At 38.7% G+C, this 14307-nt stretch carries 12 protein-coding genes and 1 pseudogene; 11 read left to right on the forward strand and 2 right to left on the reverse strand.

The annotated features are described in order from the left end of the window. Window positions 1-44: 44 nt before the first annotated feature. The 3 genes from OSJ91_RS12100 (at window position 45) to ggt (ending at window position 4836) form a co-directional block, all read left to right on the forward strand. Window positions 45-551: a DUF1850 domain-containing protein gene (locus OSJ91_RS12100; RefSeq protein WP_485891688.1), complete on the forward strand. Its 507-nt coding sequence runs from the start codon at window positions 45-47 to the stop codon at window positions 549-551. After that, window positions 544-2538, forward strand: a complete 1995-nt coding sequence (locus OSJ91_RS12105) for a TRAP transporter permease (protein WP_485891689.1) — start codon at window positions 544-546, stop codon at window positions 2536-2538. The genes OSJ91_RS12100 and OSJ91_RS12105 overlap by 8 nt, the downstream gene beginning before the upstream one ends. Before the next feature lie 222 nt (window positions 2539-2760). Next, a complete protein-coding gene (gene ggt / locus OSJ91_RS12110) occupies window positions 2761-4836 on the forward strand; it encodes a gamma-glutamyltransferase (RefSeq protein WP_350302391.1) in 2076 nt (691 codons plus the stop codon). Window positions 4837-4980: 144 nt separating this feature from the next. Here ggt and OSJ91_RS12115 read toward each other — a convergent pair whose 3' ends face one another. After that, window positions 4981-6165 (reverse strand): acyl-CoA dehydrogenase family protein, encoded by a 1185-nt coding sequence (locus OSJ91_RS12115; protein ID WP_485891690.1) that lies wholly within the window; start codon window positions 6163-6165, stop codon window positions 4981-4983. A 376-nt stretch (window positions 6166-6541) separates the two neighbouring features. Here OSJ91_RS12115 and OSJ91_RS12120 point away from each other — a divergent pair, with 376 nt between their 5' ends. From OSJ91_RS12120 to OSJ91_RS12140, 5 genes and pseudogenes are all read left to right on the forward strand, one after another. Beyond that, window positions 6542-7414, forward strand: coding sequence for a transporter substrate-binding domain-containing protein (locus OSJ91_RS12120; RefSeq protein ID WP_230176422.1), 873 nt, complete (start codon window positions 6542-6544; stop codon window positions 7412-7414). A gap of 186 nt (window positions 7415-7600) precedes the next feature. Further along, window positions 7601-8308: an amino acid ABC transporter permease gene (locus OSJ91_RS12125; RefSeq protein ID WP_137018429.1), complete on the forward strand. Its 708-nt coding sequence runs from the start codon at window positions 7601-7603 to the stop codon at window positions 8306-8308. Window positions 8309-8320: 12 nt separating this feature from the next. Continuing rightward, a complete protein-coding gene (locus OSJ91_RS12130) occupies window positions 8321-9034 on the forward strand; it encodes an amino acid ABC transporter permease (RefSeq protein ID WP_241588817.1) in 714 nt (237 codons plus the stop codon). A 20-nt stretch (window positions 9035-9054) separates the two neighbouring features. Further along, window positions 9055-9810 (forward strand): amino acid ABC transporter ATP-binding protein, encoded by a 756-nt coding sequence (locus OSJ91_RS12135; protein ID WP_350302393.1) that lies wholly within the window; start codon window positions 9055-9057, stop codon window positions 9808-9810. Window positions 9811-10158: 348 nt separating this feature from the next. Continuing rightward, window positions 10159-10688 (forward strand): annotated as a pseudogene (locus OSJ91_RS12140) (SF0329 family protein). Window positions 10689-10926: 238 nt separating this feature from the next. On the opposite strand, the gene OSJ91_RS12145 reads toward OSJ91_RS12140, so the two are convergent. After that, complete coding sequence (locus tag OSJ91_RS12145) at window positions 10927-11829, reverse strand: LysR family transcriptional regulator (RefSeq protein ID WP_350302395.1); 903 nt, start codon at window positions 11827-11829, stop codon at window positions 10927-10929. A gap of 123 nt (window positions 11830-11952) precedes the next feature. Here OSJ91_RS12145 and hutG point away from each other — a divergent pair, with 123 nt between their 5' ends. The 3 genes from hutG to OSJ91_RS12160 all read left to right on the forward strand — a co-directional run bounded on the left by hutG (window position 11953) and on the right by OSJ91_RS12160 (window position 14065). Next, window positions 11953-12909, forward strand: coding sequence for a formimidoylglutamase (gene hutG / locus OSJ91_RS12150; RefSeq protein ID WP_350302396.1), 957 nt, complete (start codon window positions 11953-11955; stop codon window positions 12907-12909). A gap of 268 nt (window positions 12910-13177) precedes the next feature. Then, window positions 13178-13333: a hypothetical protein gene (locus OSJ91_RS12155; protein ID WP_485891691.1), complete on the forward strand. Its 156-nt coding sequence runs from the start codon at window positions 13178-13180 to the stop codon at window positions 13331-13333. Window positions 13334-13393: 60 nt separating this feature from the next. Beyond that, window positions 13394-14065: an SOS response-associated peptidase gene (locus tag OSJ91_RS12160; RefSeq protein ID WP_350302398.1), complete on the forward strand. Its 672-nt coding sequence runs from the start codon at window positions 13394-13396 to the stop codon at window positions 14063-14065. The last annotated feature ends 242 nt before the right edge of the window (window positions 14066-14307 follow it).

Below are 14307 nucleotides of genomic sequence, written 5' to 3' on the forward strand. Positions count from 1 at the left end.
TCGTTTTTTTCTAAATGGGATATCTGGTTTTGAAAGGGGTACCTATGAAATTCAAGAGATTCATGGCATTTGGTATACCTCTGCTCATCGCTTTTTTATTCTTTTTTCCTTATAAGCATGTAATTGCCTTTTCCTTTGAGGATCAAGGGGAATTAATCGCATACTTTCCTTTGAAAAAAGAAAAAGAATTCAAGATTGAGTATACACACTCCATCCACCTCACGGATGTTTTGGAATCATATCGTTTATCGGATAAGCAAATCGAACAAACTGAACTTTCTTATCATGATTTTGCAGTCGGTATGCCTTCTAATGCGGAGGGGGAGGAAGTATTTGAAGAAAAAGACGGTACCTATTTCATAAAAAGTATGAAACGCAATTTCACCCATATCGATTTACGGGTAGGACAAGTTAAAGCTAACCATCGTTTAATATATGATGAAAAAACATACACATTGGCAGACTTCATTAAACCAGGGACATGGGTCAGGATTTCATCGGAAAGAATTTCATTGTGGGAACAGTTGAAGGGAGTGAAGATTAGTGTCTGATAATGAAAAAATCAAATATTTAACCGAAGCGGAACAGCAGGAGTTATTGGAAAAATATGATCCAGAAGCCGGGACTAGGAAATTAACTGGTGTCTTGGGCCACATTGCGTTTTTTGGACTCCTGGCTTTTTCGCTATTCCAATTATATACTGCCATTTTTGGTGTTTTTACAGCACAAATCCAAAGGACGATACATTTAGGGTTTGCACTCTCCTTAGTATTTTTACTATTTCCCGCAAACCGGAAGAAGCGTGAAAAAGGAAAGTTTCAAATTGCCTGGTACGATATCATATTAGCGATCCTTAGTATCGGGGTAGGTGCATATTGGCCCTTATTTTTCGAAGATATCGTCATGAATGTAGGACGTTTGGGCGCATTGGATTTTGCCGTTGGTTTATTGGCCATTCTCCTGGTTTTGGAGGCAACCAGGCGTGCAGTGGGACTTCCCATTATGGTCATTGCTTTGATATTCATTTTCTATGGAATTTTTGGACAGTATATGCCAGGATTCCTCGCTCATCGGGGTTTGACTCTAGAACGGATGGTACAAACGATGTTCTTCTCGACAGAGGGCATTTTAGGCACTCCGTTAGCGGTGTCGTCGACATTCATCTTCCTATTTTTACTGTTTGGATCCTTTCTAGTCCGAACAGGTGTCGGTCAATACTTCAATGATCTTTCAACAGCCATTGCCGGCAGAAGGATAGGGGGACCTGCAAAGGTTGCGATTTTTTCCAGTGCTCTTCAAGGAACGATTAGCGGAAGTTCTGTAGCTAATGTTGTCACTTCGGGAGCATTCACGATACCGATGATGAAAAATCTGGGTTATAAGAAGGAATTCGCTGGGGCAGTGGAGGCAGCCGCTTCGACAGGCGGTCAATTGATGCCTCCGGTAATGGGGGCAGCGGCATTCTTAATGGTTGAGTTCATTGGGAATGGGATAACGTATTGGGATATAGCAAAGGCGGCTGCGATTCCAGCTATCCTTTACTTTTCAGGAATTTGGATCATGACCCATTTTGAAGCGAAACGACTTGGGCTGCGTGGGTTAACGAAAGAAGAGATGCCAAGTAAAAAGGAAGTGTTCGGCAAATTTTATTTACTAATACCGATCCTTGCCATTATTTTATTGCTCATGCTGAATATCACGGTTACACATGCAGCACTGTATTCCATTGCTATCTCGGTTCTTGTAGGTTTCATAAACAAGGATGTCCGCATGAAATTCATCGATATCATTTATGCATTGGTCGATGGAGCCCGAACGGCACTTGCGGTTGCAGCTGCAACCGCAGCAGCAGGCATTATTGTAGGAATCGTTACGAAAACCGGATTAGGGCTGAAGCTGGCTAATGGTTTGATCGATTTGTCTGGTGGATATTTGATTCCAACACTGATGCTAACTATGGTAGCGGCCCTTATATTAGGAATGGGTTCACCTACGACCGCCAATTATGTCATCACATCGACGATTGCAGCACCTGCGATCATTTTGCTTGGTGTTCCTGATTTATCTGCACATTTATTCGTTTTCTATTTTGGCATTATAGCAGATATTACTCCTCCAGTTGCTTTAGCGGCATTTGCAGCGGCAGGGGTGGCAGGCGGTGAACCGATAAAAACGGGAATTGAGTCATCAAAACTTGCTATCGCTGCATTTATCATTCCATATATTTTTGTTCTTTCCCCACAAATGCTGATGATCGATACAACTTGGATGGAGGTTACCTGGGTCGTACTTACAGCAATGTCAGGCATGATTGCAATTGGTGCGGGTGTTATAGGTTACTGGATGAGGGGGATGCACTGGTTAGAAAGAGTCCTCGCGATAATCGTTGGTTTACTATTAATCTATCCTGAAACGATATCGGACATCATTGGGGTATCCGCTTTTATCGTATTACTGGCTTTACAATACCTTTGGAAGAGTGACAATCACGACAGCTCCAAAATCTTGGAAAATAACCAAAGCATAGAGAAAAATTGAGTCTAAGAATATCGATCCTAAAAGTAATTGATAGAGCTGAACCATTCAGGGGGGTGATTTTTTGTAGTGAAACATCATTGAGAACACAACGCCCAATCGGAATGTGCAGACTGCTTTTCTATCGAGAACATCTAGAATACTCCTACTAGGGCCATCAGCTCGTATTTTCAGTTGCATTATGGTAAAACCCTAATTGGTTTTAATTTGAAAGGAGACTAATTCATGAAATTTTTAAAAAGTTTTATTTTAGTTACTTTCAGTTTCTTTTGCATCATCACACCAGCTTTTGCAAGTGTCCCTGGAGTGGATACTTCAATGAAAAAAGGAGCAACAAAAGGAATCGTATCAGTTTCCCACCCTTTAGCGGCGGAAGCGGGCATAAAGATATTAAAACAAGGTGGAAACGCAGTCGATGCAGCAGCAGCCATTCAATTATCGTTAAATGTAGTTGAACCGATGATGTCTGGAATCGGCGGCGGTGGTTTTATCATGATTTATAATAAGAAAGAAAATAAAATAACGATGATCGATAGCCGCGAAATGGCACCGCAAAATGTTACGCCTGAACTATTTTTAGATGAAAAGGGAAAACCCGTACCTTTTAGTAAACGGCACACAACCGGAAAAGCCGTTGGTGTTCCTGGAACCCTTAAGGGGATGGAAGCTGCCCTAGATAAATATGGAACATTGAAATTATCACAAGTTATGGACCCGGCAATTAAACAAGCTGAAAAAGGAGTTAAGGTCAATTGGATAACAGCGCAATATATCGATGAAAATGTAAAAAAATTAGAAAATAACGAAGAAGCTGCAAGAGTATTTATGCCTAACGGAAAACCATTGGAAGAGGGAGACACCCTCATTCAGCCTAATCTGGCAAAGACTCTTAAGTTAATAAAAAAACAAGGTTCAAATGTTTTTTATAAAGGTGAAATCGGGGAAGCCCTCACCAAAGAAGTTCAAAAACGTGATGGGACGATGACAACTGAAGATTTGGAAAACTATGTGGTGAAAGAGAGGGAACCAATTAAATCGGAATATAGGGGATTTGAAGTGGTCGGGGCGGCTTCACCAAGTTCAGGCAGCTTGACTGTCCAACAGATTCTTGAGCTTTTGGAAGGATACGATGTGCAAAAGATGGGGGCGAACTCTCCTGAGTATCTTCATCATCTAACCGAAGCCATGCATCTGGCTTTTGCCGATCGAGCTGCCTATATGGCAGATGAAGATTTTTATGATGTACCCACTAAAGGACTATTAGATGAAGAATATATAAAAGAAAGAAGAAAACTCATCAATCCAAATATATCAACAGCCGATGTCAAAGAAGGCGATCCATGGAAGTACGAAGGCCAAGAACCGGTTTCAATGGAGAAGGTAAAAGAAGAGAAAACACCGATCGGACAAACGACTCACTTTTCTGTAATGGATAAGTGGGGAAATATGGTTTCTTATACGACTACGATCGAGCAAGTATTCGGTTCAGGTATCATGGTACCTGATTATGGATTCATGCTTAATAATGAAATGACGGATTTTGATGCCACACCGGGTGGCGTTAACCAGGTGGAACCAGGAAAAAGACCAAGAAGCAGTATGTCACCGACCTTCATATTAAAAGATGGCAACCCTTTCATGGCGATTGGGTCACCAGGTGGAGCCACGATTATAGCATCGGTATCTGAAACGATAATGAATGTGATCGATCATCAAATGACAATTCAAGATGCGATACTTGCGCCGCGTGTATACTCTGCTGGCTATCCGACAGTCAGATGGGAACCGGGAATCGATCAAAATACAAGGTTGGAGTTAATGGCAAAAGGGCATGTTTATGAAGAAAAACCGCAGCATATCGGGAATGTGCAAGCTGTTATTTATGATTATGAAAGGGGAAGAATGTATGGGGGTGCCGACAATACAAGAGAAGGAACAGTTCTCGGGGTGGATGGGGTTTCCTATAAATCGAAACAGCCAAGAGAAATGAAAGAAGAAAAAAAGGGGCCGTTTACCTTAAAAGTGAATGGAGCCGTTTATCCTTACACTGCAAAACAAATGAAACTGATTGATGGAAAACCATATATCCAATCAGACAAATTGCTTCTAGGTTTGGGTGCAATTGAATCGGTGGATTTAGAAATATTTAAACCAGATAAAAAATCCTACTTACCGGTGCTAAAAGTCGCAAAATCATTAGGATATAAAGCAAAATGGAACGAAAAAGACAAAGTTGCACTTTTGGAAAAAGATCCGGCTGATATTGAAGACCCAGACGATGATGGCAGTGTCACGAATTAATTTCTTTTCTTGAGGGAGCCAAGCCTGCTCCAAGAATAAAATCGAATTCTGTATGACTCAAAAAATGGAAAACCCCTGGATTCTCTATGAAAAGAGAATTCAGGGGTTATTTATAGTTCATAGCGTTTCTTTTATCAAATCTGATCATTTCAAATGTGGATGGCCGCTTAAATTGGATTTTGTCTGTTCAATTGCCAATTTTGCTAAATTCTTTATCGTTACATCGTCCATCGGAGGATTGTGTAAACCAGCTCTTACATCCCTATAGTGCCTTTGTAGTGGATTATTGCGTTGAAGACTTTTTGCACCGACTATTCGCATGGCTTTATCGACAATTGTAATGGCTGCGTTTGTAACAATATGTTTTGCAGCCCCCAGCTCATTTGTGAAATGAATTCTTCGTGATTCATCATCATAAGCCTCGGCAACGCTATATAAGAAATGCCGGGCTTTCATTAATTCCAAATCAATTTCTCCTAACAGTTGTTGGACATTAGCCAGCTGGCTGATAGGTGCATTTATACTGTTTGGAGTATAGTTATTGGCAAAGTGTATGGCGTAATCCCTTGCAGCTTGCGCAATGCCAAGGTAACAGGCTGGAATATGAAGGATCCATGCATTGAATCTGTTTCCACTTGGCATTTCAGGTAACTCAACAAGTTTTGAATCATCCACTTCAACATCTTTAAGGACTAAATCATGACTTCCTGTCCCCCTCATTGAAATTACGTCCCATGTTTCATCTATGTAGAGCCCATCCAAATCTTTATGCAGGAGAAAAAATCCAACCTTTTGCCTTTCCTCGATCCATGCTGAAACTAGGAAATAAGTTAAAACAGGGGACATGGTTGTATAGGTTTTACGTCCGGAAATAACCCAATAATCTCCCTTTTTGACTGCCTTCGTTCCGGGGCGTCCCCCGCGAGTCGGACTGCCAGTTTGCGCTTCACTAACGGAACGGTTCACTAAAGCGCCATTTAGAACTTCCCCAGCAATAAAATCTAAGTTCGTTTTTGTCCAACTTTCCTGTTCAAAAAGGTCTCCTATCACTCCAAGGTTCCAACCAATGGATAGCGCAGTCGCTGAATCAAAACTAGCCAATGTTTCTTGAAGGAGAATCATATCATAAACTTTTAACCCTTCGCCACCATAGGATTTGGGAAGAGTTGAGCTTGTATATCCCATACGAATTAAATCTTGAATATGTTCTTTCGGAAAAAAGGCCAATTCATCAATTTGAGCAGAATTATTTTTGAATTTTGATTCTACTTCATATAATTTTTTCAGCCACGCTTTTTGACTCTCCGTCTTAATGAATAGGTTAATCACACGGTTCCCTCCTTCTATTACCTTCTGTTTTTGTTTCAATTCCTATTAATCTTATTGGTTTAAATGATAATTAAGGTGTGTTTAGTTGTCAAGGAAATTAAGGGTTTGCAGATAAACGATGCCTCTGGAAAGACTCTTGTATTTTCATATAACTACAATTCTTTTAATAAAACAGGTGTGTGCAGTTGCTTGAAAATTTTAAATATACACATTGACTTTACAAAAGTATCCATTTATTATGTTTATAACCAAATAACTTACTTAACCTACCTAAATAGTTGGTAATGAGTGGTGAAGGTGATGTATGTATTTCCTTTGAATTTCAGGAAGTACAAATGCAAGTAAAAAAACATCGTAAAACGAAAGGGGATTCACTATGAAAAATAAAAAATTTCGCCATGTTTTAACTATCGGTTTAGCGTTTGTAACCATATTAGCGGGGTGCGGATCAGGTACATCAACGAGTAATGAAGCCGATGCAAATTCAGGTAGCACTTCAGGTGTCCGAAAGGTAAAAGTAGCATATGACCAAGCGTCAAAACCTATGTCTTGGCTGGATGAGAAGGGAAATCCAACTGGATATGATGTGGAAGTTATGAAATTGGTTGATGAATTACTACCGGCATACGAATTCGAATATATTGGCACATCAAGCGATGACCTGTTAGTAGGCATTGAACAAGGTAAATATCAAGTGGGGGTTAAAAATGCTTTCTGGACAGAGGAAAGGACTGAGAAGTTCATCTTTCCTAAAGAATTCCTTGGATTAAGCAGTGCGGGCCTTGTTTTAAAGAAAGAAAATTCAAAGATCAAAAATCTCAAGGACTTTGCTTCAGAGGGCTTCTCCTTAGCACCAATCGCAGCAAATAACGCTCAATACACGATCGTTGATGAGTATAATCAGGCCAATCCGGACAATAAGGTGAAATTGAAAGCCGGAGATGCATTCACTGTAGATGTAATTCAATGGGTAAATGAAGGCCGTGTCGACGGTGGAATAGCGATCGAGGGAGCTTTTAAGAAGCAAGTGGCCGACGATGGCCCCTATCATAATTTAGTGGATGATCTAGTTTACAATGAATTTGCAGTCATTAAAACCTGGCCATTATTCAACAAAAAAGAACAAAAATTCGCAGATGCTTATGATGAAGCGATTAAAAAAATTAAAGACGAAAAGAAGACGAATGAGTTAAGCAAAAAGTTTTATGGCCGGGATTTATTCGAAGTTTTGGGAACTGTAGAGAGATAACGAAGCCCTTAGCAAAACAAGCATTAAAATGTCAATCAATAGGTTATGACTTGTCATTTTCTTAATATGGGTTTTCTTGGATAACTCTGGTATTTTAAGAGATGGCAAGTTTCTAGGTACTGGCCTTCAATAGAATGATTGGATTTGAAAATTCGAATCTTCAATGAAAGCAGATGGAGGTGAAACATGGAAAAATACTTTGATTTAGCTTACATAGTAGAGTCGGTACCAATGTTAGTTCCCTTTCTAAAAGTAACATTAATCGTTACGGGTCTATCGGTCTTGTTCGGGACAATCATAGGTTTCATCTTAGCGGTCATGAAACTTGGAAATAGTAAAATCGCCAGGAAAATTGCCTATGGATATACAACGGTATTGAGATGTACGCCCTCTATAGTTCTGCTTTTTTTGACTTACTATGGTATACCTGCAATTGCAGGGAAATTTGGCATAAATCTTAATGATATTGATAAAGCAGTATTTGTAGTCATAACCTTTTCGCTTCAATTTGCGGCTGCAATGTCAGAAGTGATTAGAACATCGCTTGAATCTATTGATAGAGGGCAATTTGAAGCGGCAGTAAGCGTTGGATTAAGCAATACGCAAGCTTACCGGAGAATTATTTTACCCCAGGCTTTCGTAGTCGCATTACCAAACTTCGGTAACAGCTTACTTGAATTAATGAAAGAAGGGTCTTTAGCATATACAATCGGCTTGATAGATATCATGGGGAAGGCAGAGCTTATAATCGCCGGGAACTATAACACACATGCATTAGAAATTTATCTTGCATTGGCGGTTATTTACTGGACATTGTCGATTGCCATTGAACAACTGTTCTTAAAATTGGAAAAGGCATTCAGTAAAGGAAAACAAGTGATAACAACTGCATAGAGGGGTGACAGAATGTCAGAAGGTCTGGATTATAGGTTTTTAGTGGAAACCTTTTTTGTAGCGTTATCGGGGGTGCCGACCGCATTATTCATTACAATTGTTGCTTTGATTATTGCCTTGCCATTAGGGTTTTTACTTGCTTTATCAAGAATAAATCAAATCCCGGTATTGAATCGCTTAGCACAGATATACGTTTCATTTGTCAGAGGAACGCCCGTCATTATCCAAATTTTCATTATATATAGCAGTGTGCCATTAATGCTGACTTCTATATTTGAAAAGTATGCTGTCGAAATGAATGTATACGATGTAAATCCGATATGGTACGCATTCATTGTTTTCTCGTTGAATACGACAGCTATTCTCACAGAGGTGTTTCGTTCGGCAATTAGCACAGTGAGCAAGGGGCAACTTGAAGCTTCTTATGCTGTCGGATTAACAACTGTGCAAGCATTTAGAAGAATTATCATTCCACAGACATTGGTAGTGGCATTACCGAATATATGTACAGCAACAGTCAATCTGATTAAAGCGACATCATTAGGTTATGCTTTGTCATTGCAGGAAATCACTTTAAAAGCAAAGGTAGCTGCCAATGTTGGCTACAATTATGTTGAAGCATATATTGATATCTTTCTTGTTTACCTAATTTTATGTAGTTTGGTGGAATACTTGTTTAAAAGGTATGAAAAACGAGTAAGCAGGTTTAAAGCCGTGAGTATCTGAAATGAGGAGGTGTGGCCGAAATGCTAGAGATTAAAAATATTCATAAATCATTCGGTGAGAATGAGATTTTAAAAGGTGTGGATTTAAATATAGACAAGGGGGATGTGGTGGTAATTCTGGGTCCAAGTGGTTCAGGTAAGACAACTTTACTCCGATGCATTAACTTTCTTGAAAAAGCAGATCAAGGACATGCCGTTTTTGGTGATATTGATGTAAGTCTTAAAACGGCATCGAAAAAAGTGATTCATGGAATAAGGCAGAAGATAGCCTTTGTTTTTCAAAATTATAATCTTTTCGCTAATAAAACGGCATTGGAAAATGTGACGGAAGGACTGGTTATTGGAAGGAAGATTGCGAAAGCAGAAGCATATGAAATTGGTAAAAAAGCATTGGATAAAGTAGGCTTGTCAGAAAAATATGGTGCTTACCCTAGTGAACTCTCAGGCGGGCAGCAGCAAAGGGTGGGCATTGCGAGAGCGGTTGCTTTAAACCCTGACATTATTTTATTTGACGAACCAACTTCGGCATTGGACCCGGAATTGGTCGGTGAAGTACTGACGGTGATGAAGCAAATTGCCAAAGAAGGAACTACGATGTTAGTTGTCACGCATGAAATGTCTTTTGCAAAGGATGTTGCAAACAGAGTGATTTTTATGGATGCAGGTGTCATAGTGGAAGAGGGATCGCCTAAAGAAATTTTTGTGAATCCAAAAGAAGAAAGAACGAAGAGGTTCTTAAAAAGAGTCTTGCCGGAGGATTATATTTTTTATATTTAGGTTATGTTCACTTTCTCTTTTGATATGTGATTAAAACAAACGAATAAAAATAACGTTTGTTAGAGGGATTCAGAATGACGTTAAGTGAATTGATAGTAAAAATTCAAAAATTGAATTAAGCAAAAATACATCGGTTTAAAGAATTCTTTATCCATTTACTTGCAACATCATTTTCTGCAAGTGAACAAGCATTTCAAGAAGTGACCGAACGCAAAAATAAAGATGGCTAAACTTGTGTAGATTTTGACTCTTTAAACATATACCTCTACAGTTCATTAACAAGCAGAATAGAATAATGAAAGAAATATACTTTGGTGGAAATTGAAAACTGTAAAGGAGAATAAAAACTTGCGTAATCAACAATGGAGTAAAGTAAAGAAAAAGTTAGAGAGTTTTATCTGTGACTCTCTAAAAAATAGAGTTCAGTTTACTGTTACGAATTATCGAAAGGCTCACGACCGATTAGGACGGCTTTTATTACTGTTGATAAAAAGGAAATCCTAAATATGTGTACGATAACGTCTGATAGAGAAATGTTCAGAAAAGAAAATGAAATAAGAAATGCCAAAAGTATTGAATACGATGTCTATAATGGAAATCAGAACTATGAGATAGGGATACAAGCACATGAAATGATTAAAGCAGAGGGGATTTTTGCACAGTATGACTTTTTTAATGCGGTTGAAGAATATTTTAATTTACCAATAGAAATTTCCTTAAAATCAGATGATATGATTATAAAGATTCTTTCTCTGATAGATAGAAGAGTTGGGATGCGTACGTTACAGGGGCTTAAAAAATCCATCCTAAATGAAAAGGAAATTATCCAGTATTTTTATAACTTGCGATGTGAAGCAGAGGGAATAAGAACTTCCTAAAAAGCGCTATAATGAATTTTTATTGAACAAGTATTTTACTTGGCGTGGAAGTGTGAGCGTTAGGACGTTATTAATTAGTGAGGAAAAACAATATGGATGGATAGTGAAAACACATGAACCTCCTGCAAATATGAGTGGGAAACCTAGCTCATTGGCAGGAAGTCTAAAGTGTTTTCTTTATACAAAGTGAATCACAATGAGCCATGGTGTCTTTTCCATTAAATTAGAGAATCAGCATTTAGGCATCGTTCCTAACATCCCACTTAAAAAAGCTATGTATTTCCTCTACTAACTTACATACTGCAGGAGACAGATATCGATCTTTCAAATAGGCCAGGTAAACAGTCCTTTCCAAAGAATTCGAATCTATTGCACGAATTGCAGTATTGCGTGTTGCAGCGGATTTTATATAGCTTTCCGGTAAAATTGTAACCCCAAGACCTTCTTCCACCAAACTGCAAGCCGTTTCAAGCCTTTCTATTTCGTATAGGATATTTGGAATTGCATGTTCTTCCTTAAATGCTCTTAAGATATCATCTCTTGTTTGAAATCCAGTTGTACTGATGATCAATTCTTTCTTTGCAATGTCTTGGAAAGTGATGGACTCTTTTTCATTTAACTCGTCATCTTTATGAATCAAAAGCATGAATTTTTCATTATAAAGGGGAGTGGACAGAATTTCATCATTGTTGATGGGCTGGTTCGTGATGGTGAAATGAACATTATACCGATTTAACGAATCGAAAACTTTCTCTTCCCCTAATATTTCCCTTACTTTTATATGAATATTAGGATAATTGGTTTTAAAATTCCTGATTATCTTCGGGAACCAAAATTTGAATGATTCTATGGAACCTATAGATACTGTTCCGCTTCCAACATCCTTCATTTCCTTAAGCTCCACTTGCATATTATCGAATTTTCTTAACAGATCAACAGATCTCGTATAAAAAAGCCCACCTGCTTCCGTAAGCTCAAGACCCCTTGTATTACGTTCCAAAAGCTGAAAACTAACTTCATTTTCTAATTTCATTATGGCATTACTTAGGGAAGGTTGTGATATATGCAGCATTTTTGCCGCTTTTGAGAAATTCTTTTCCTGGACGATGGTAGTGAAATACCGAAGTTGACGAAGATCCATTTATTCTCCTTACTATAGCTTTAAACTATAGATATATTGAATTTTTGTATTGGTAATTATATATTATCTCATTTATAATTTTTAAAAAAGATATTTCGGAATTTTTTAAATAAAGGAGAAATTATGTATACTAATCCGACTTCAAAATATTGGAATGGAAGAATTGATTCCCAATCTGACATGGACAGCTTCAGATACCACCAAAGAGTACGGTTGGCTCCGATATCGGAATTAGCCATCTCTTCCAATGCATCAAAGACCTTTGGGTTGATTGGCTTCAAATGTGATGAAGGCGTCAAAAGGAATAAAGGCAGGATTGGTGCTGCAGAGGGTCCTGATCATATTAGGCAGTACTTGGCGAAATTACCCTGTCATTTACCGTCCCAAACCGAGCTGGTGGATGCTGGCGATGTAAAATGTGAAAGTACGGAAATGGAGGCCGCCCAGTTCGAATTGGGATCGGCTGTTGACCGGATATTGGAGACTAAAGCGATTCCTATCATACTTGGGGGAGGGCACGAAACCCTGTATGGCCATTATCTTGGGATTAGGAAATCCATTGGACCAAAAGCTAGATTGGGGATCATTAATATTGACGCGCACTTTGATATGAGGCCTTATGAAAAAGAAAGTTCATCAGGAACGATGTTTAAGCAGATTTTGGACGAAGATCAAAGTTGTGGATATTTATGTGTCGGAATTCAGAAGCAGGGGAATACGAAGGCACTGTTTGAAACCGCTGAGAGAAGTAATGTCGACTACATTTTGGAAGAAGATTTGTCATTGAACGAAATGGATGAAACAAAGCGGCGGATAAATGAATTCGTTAATAAAAATGACTACATTATGCTTACATTATGTACGGACGTTATTGATTCAGCCTACGCACCTGGGGTAAGTGCACCATCGCCGTTTGGACTGAATCCGAAATTGGTACGTGCGATTATTAGGCATATCGTATCGAATGAAAAAATCCTCTCCTTTGACATTTCGGAAGTGAATCCTTCGTTGGACGAAAATAATAAAACCGTAACATTGGCAGCACATTTAATAAATGAAGTTTTGCTGCATTTTAAATAATGAATGGATATGGAAGAGGGCAATTCCAATTTGGTCCTTCCAGCTTTCCTCAATGTTATCTCCATGCTCAATTATAAGTATTGAAACTAAGTCCTTTGGCAGCACCCAGGCTGTCCGTGAATCATTCATGGACAGTCTTTTTAGTGGTTAATTGCCCCGGCTATTGCTTGACTCCCCGTTTTAGGATTAACAAAGACTCTTCCAAAGTTCACTACTGATACTTGTGGGTTTTTGGTTTATAATAACAACCATCTAGGGGGGGGTTTTTATGAATGAATATAAAGTGACGGTCAGGAATGGCAGTACCTTGATCTTGTCGGAAATCATTAAAGCTGAAGATGAAAGAGAAGTCCTTGGAACTCTTTTGATTTCCAGCGAATTATTTAATCAACCATTTACCGAAATCAAAATTTTAGAACGCTGATTTGTGCCTGTCCGTTCGATTTGTTACACTGTAATAAATTCTAATACGGTAGGCGATAGTATGTGTGGACGTTTTACCCTTTTCACTGACATTGAAGAAATAAAAGATCGGTTTGATATTCAAGGATCGTTTGATGAGGAATACCAATTCAGCTACAATATTGCTCCCTCCCAATCCGTGCTCTCCGTCATTAATGACGGGGCAAGGAATCGACTTGGATATCTTCGGTGGGGGCTCATTCCTTTCTGGGCAAAAGACGAAAAAGTGGGCTACAAAATGATCAATGCCAGAGCGGAAACCATTGCTGAGAAAGCAAGCTTCAGGAATGCGTATAAGAAGAAGAGATGCTTGATAATCGCTGACTCTTTTTATGAATGGAAGAAGACAACGGAAAGAAAAATACCGATGCGAATAAAACTGAAGAATCATGCTCCATTTGGAATGGCGGGTATCTGGGAATCCTGGAAATCTCCTGAAGGCATCAGCATCTATTCGTGCTCCGTTATAACAACCGTTCCTAATGAGCTAATGACCAGCATTCATGATCGTATGCCTGTCATCCTTAAACCGGAAGATGAAAAAGATTGGTTGAATCCAACCAATAATGATCCTGCATATCTGCAGCAGTATTTAAAGTCATTTGATTCGGAACAGATGGAAGCCTTTGAGGTATCGACTGAAGTGAACTCGACCAAAAATAATTCATCTAACCTAATACAACAAATTTGCTGAGAGGTCATTAGACCTCTTTTTTATATGAATTCCGTCCCGATAAATGAAAATAACTGATTAACTGCAAATGTCAAGATCTCTTTATAATCAGTAAGGAGTCCATGTAAAATAATTTAAAATTAACCTTGCGAAAATAGACAAAATGCTGTACTGTTATATTTGCTTTTCAAAACGACTTTCGATGTCACGAACTCAGGCAAGTTTCCAGCCTGGTACTTTTCTGGCAGGCATCGTAATTTTTG

The organism is Bacillus sp. T-10(2022), assembly GCF_056502895.1.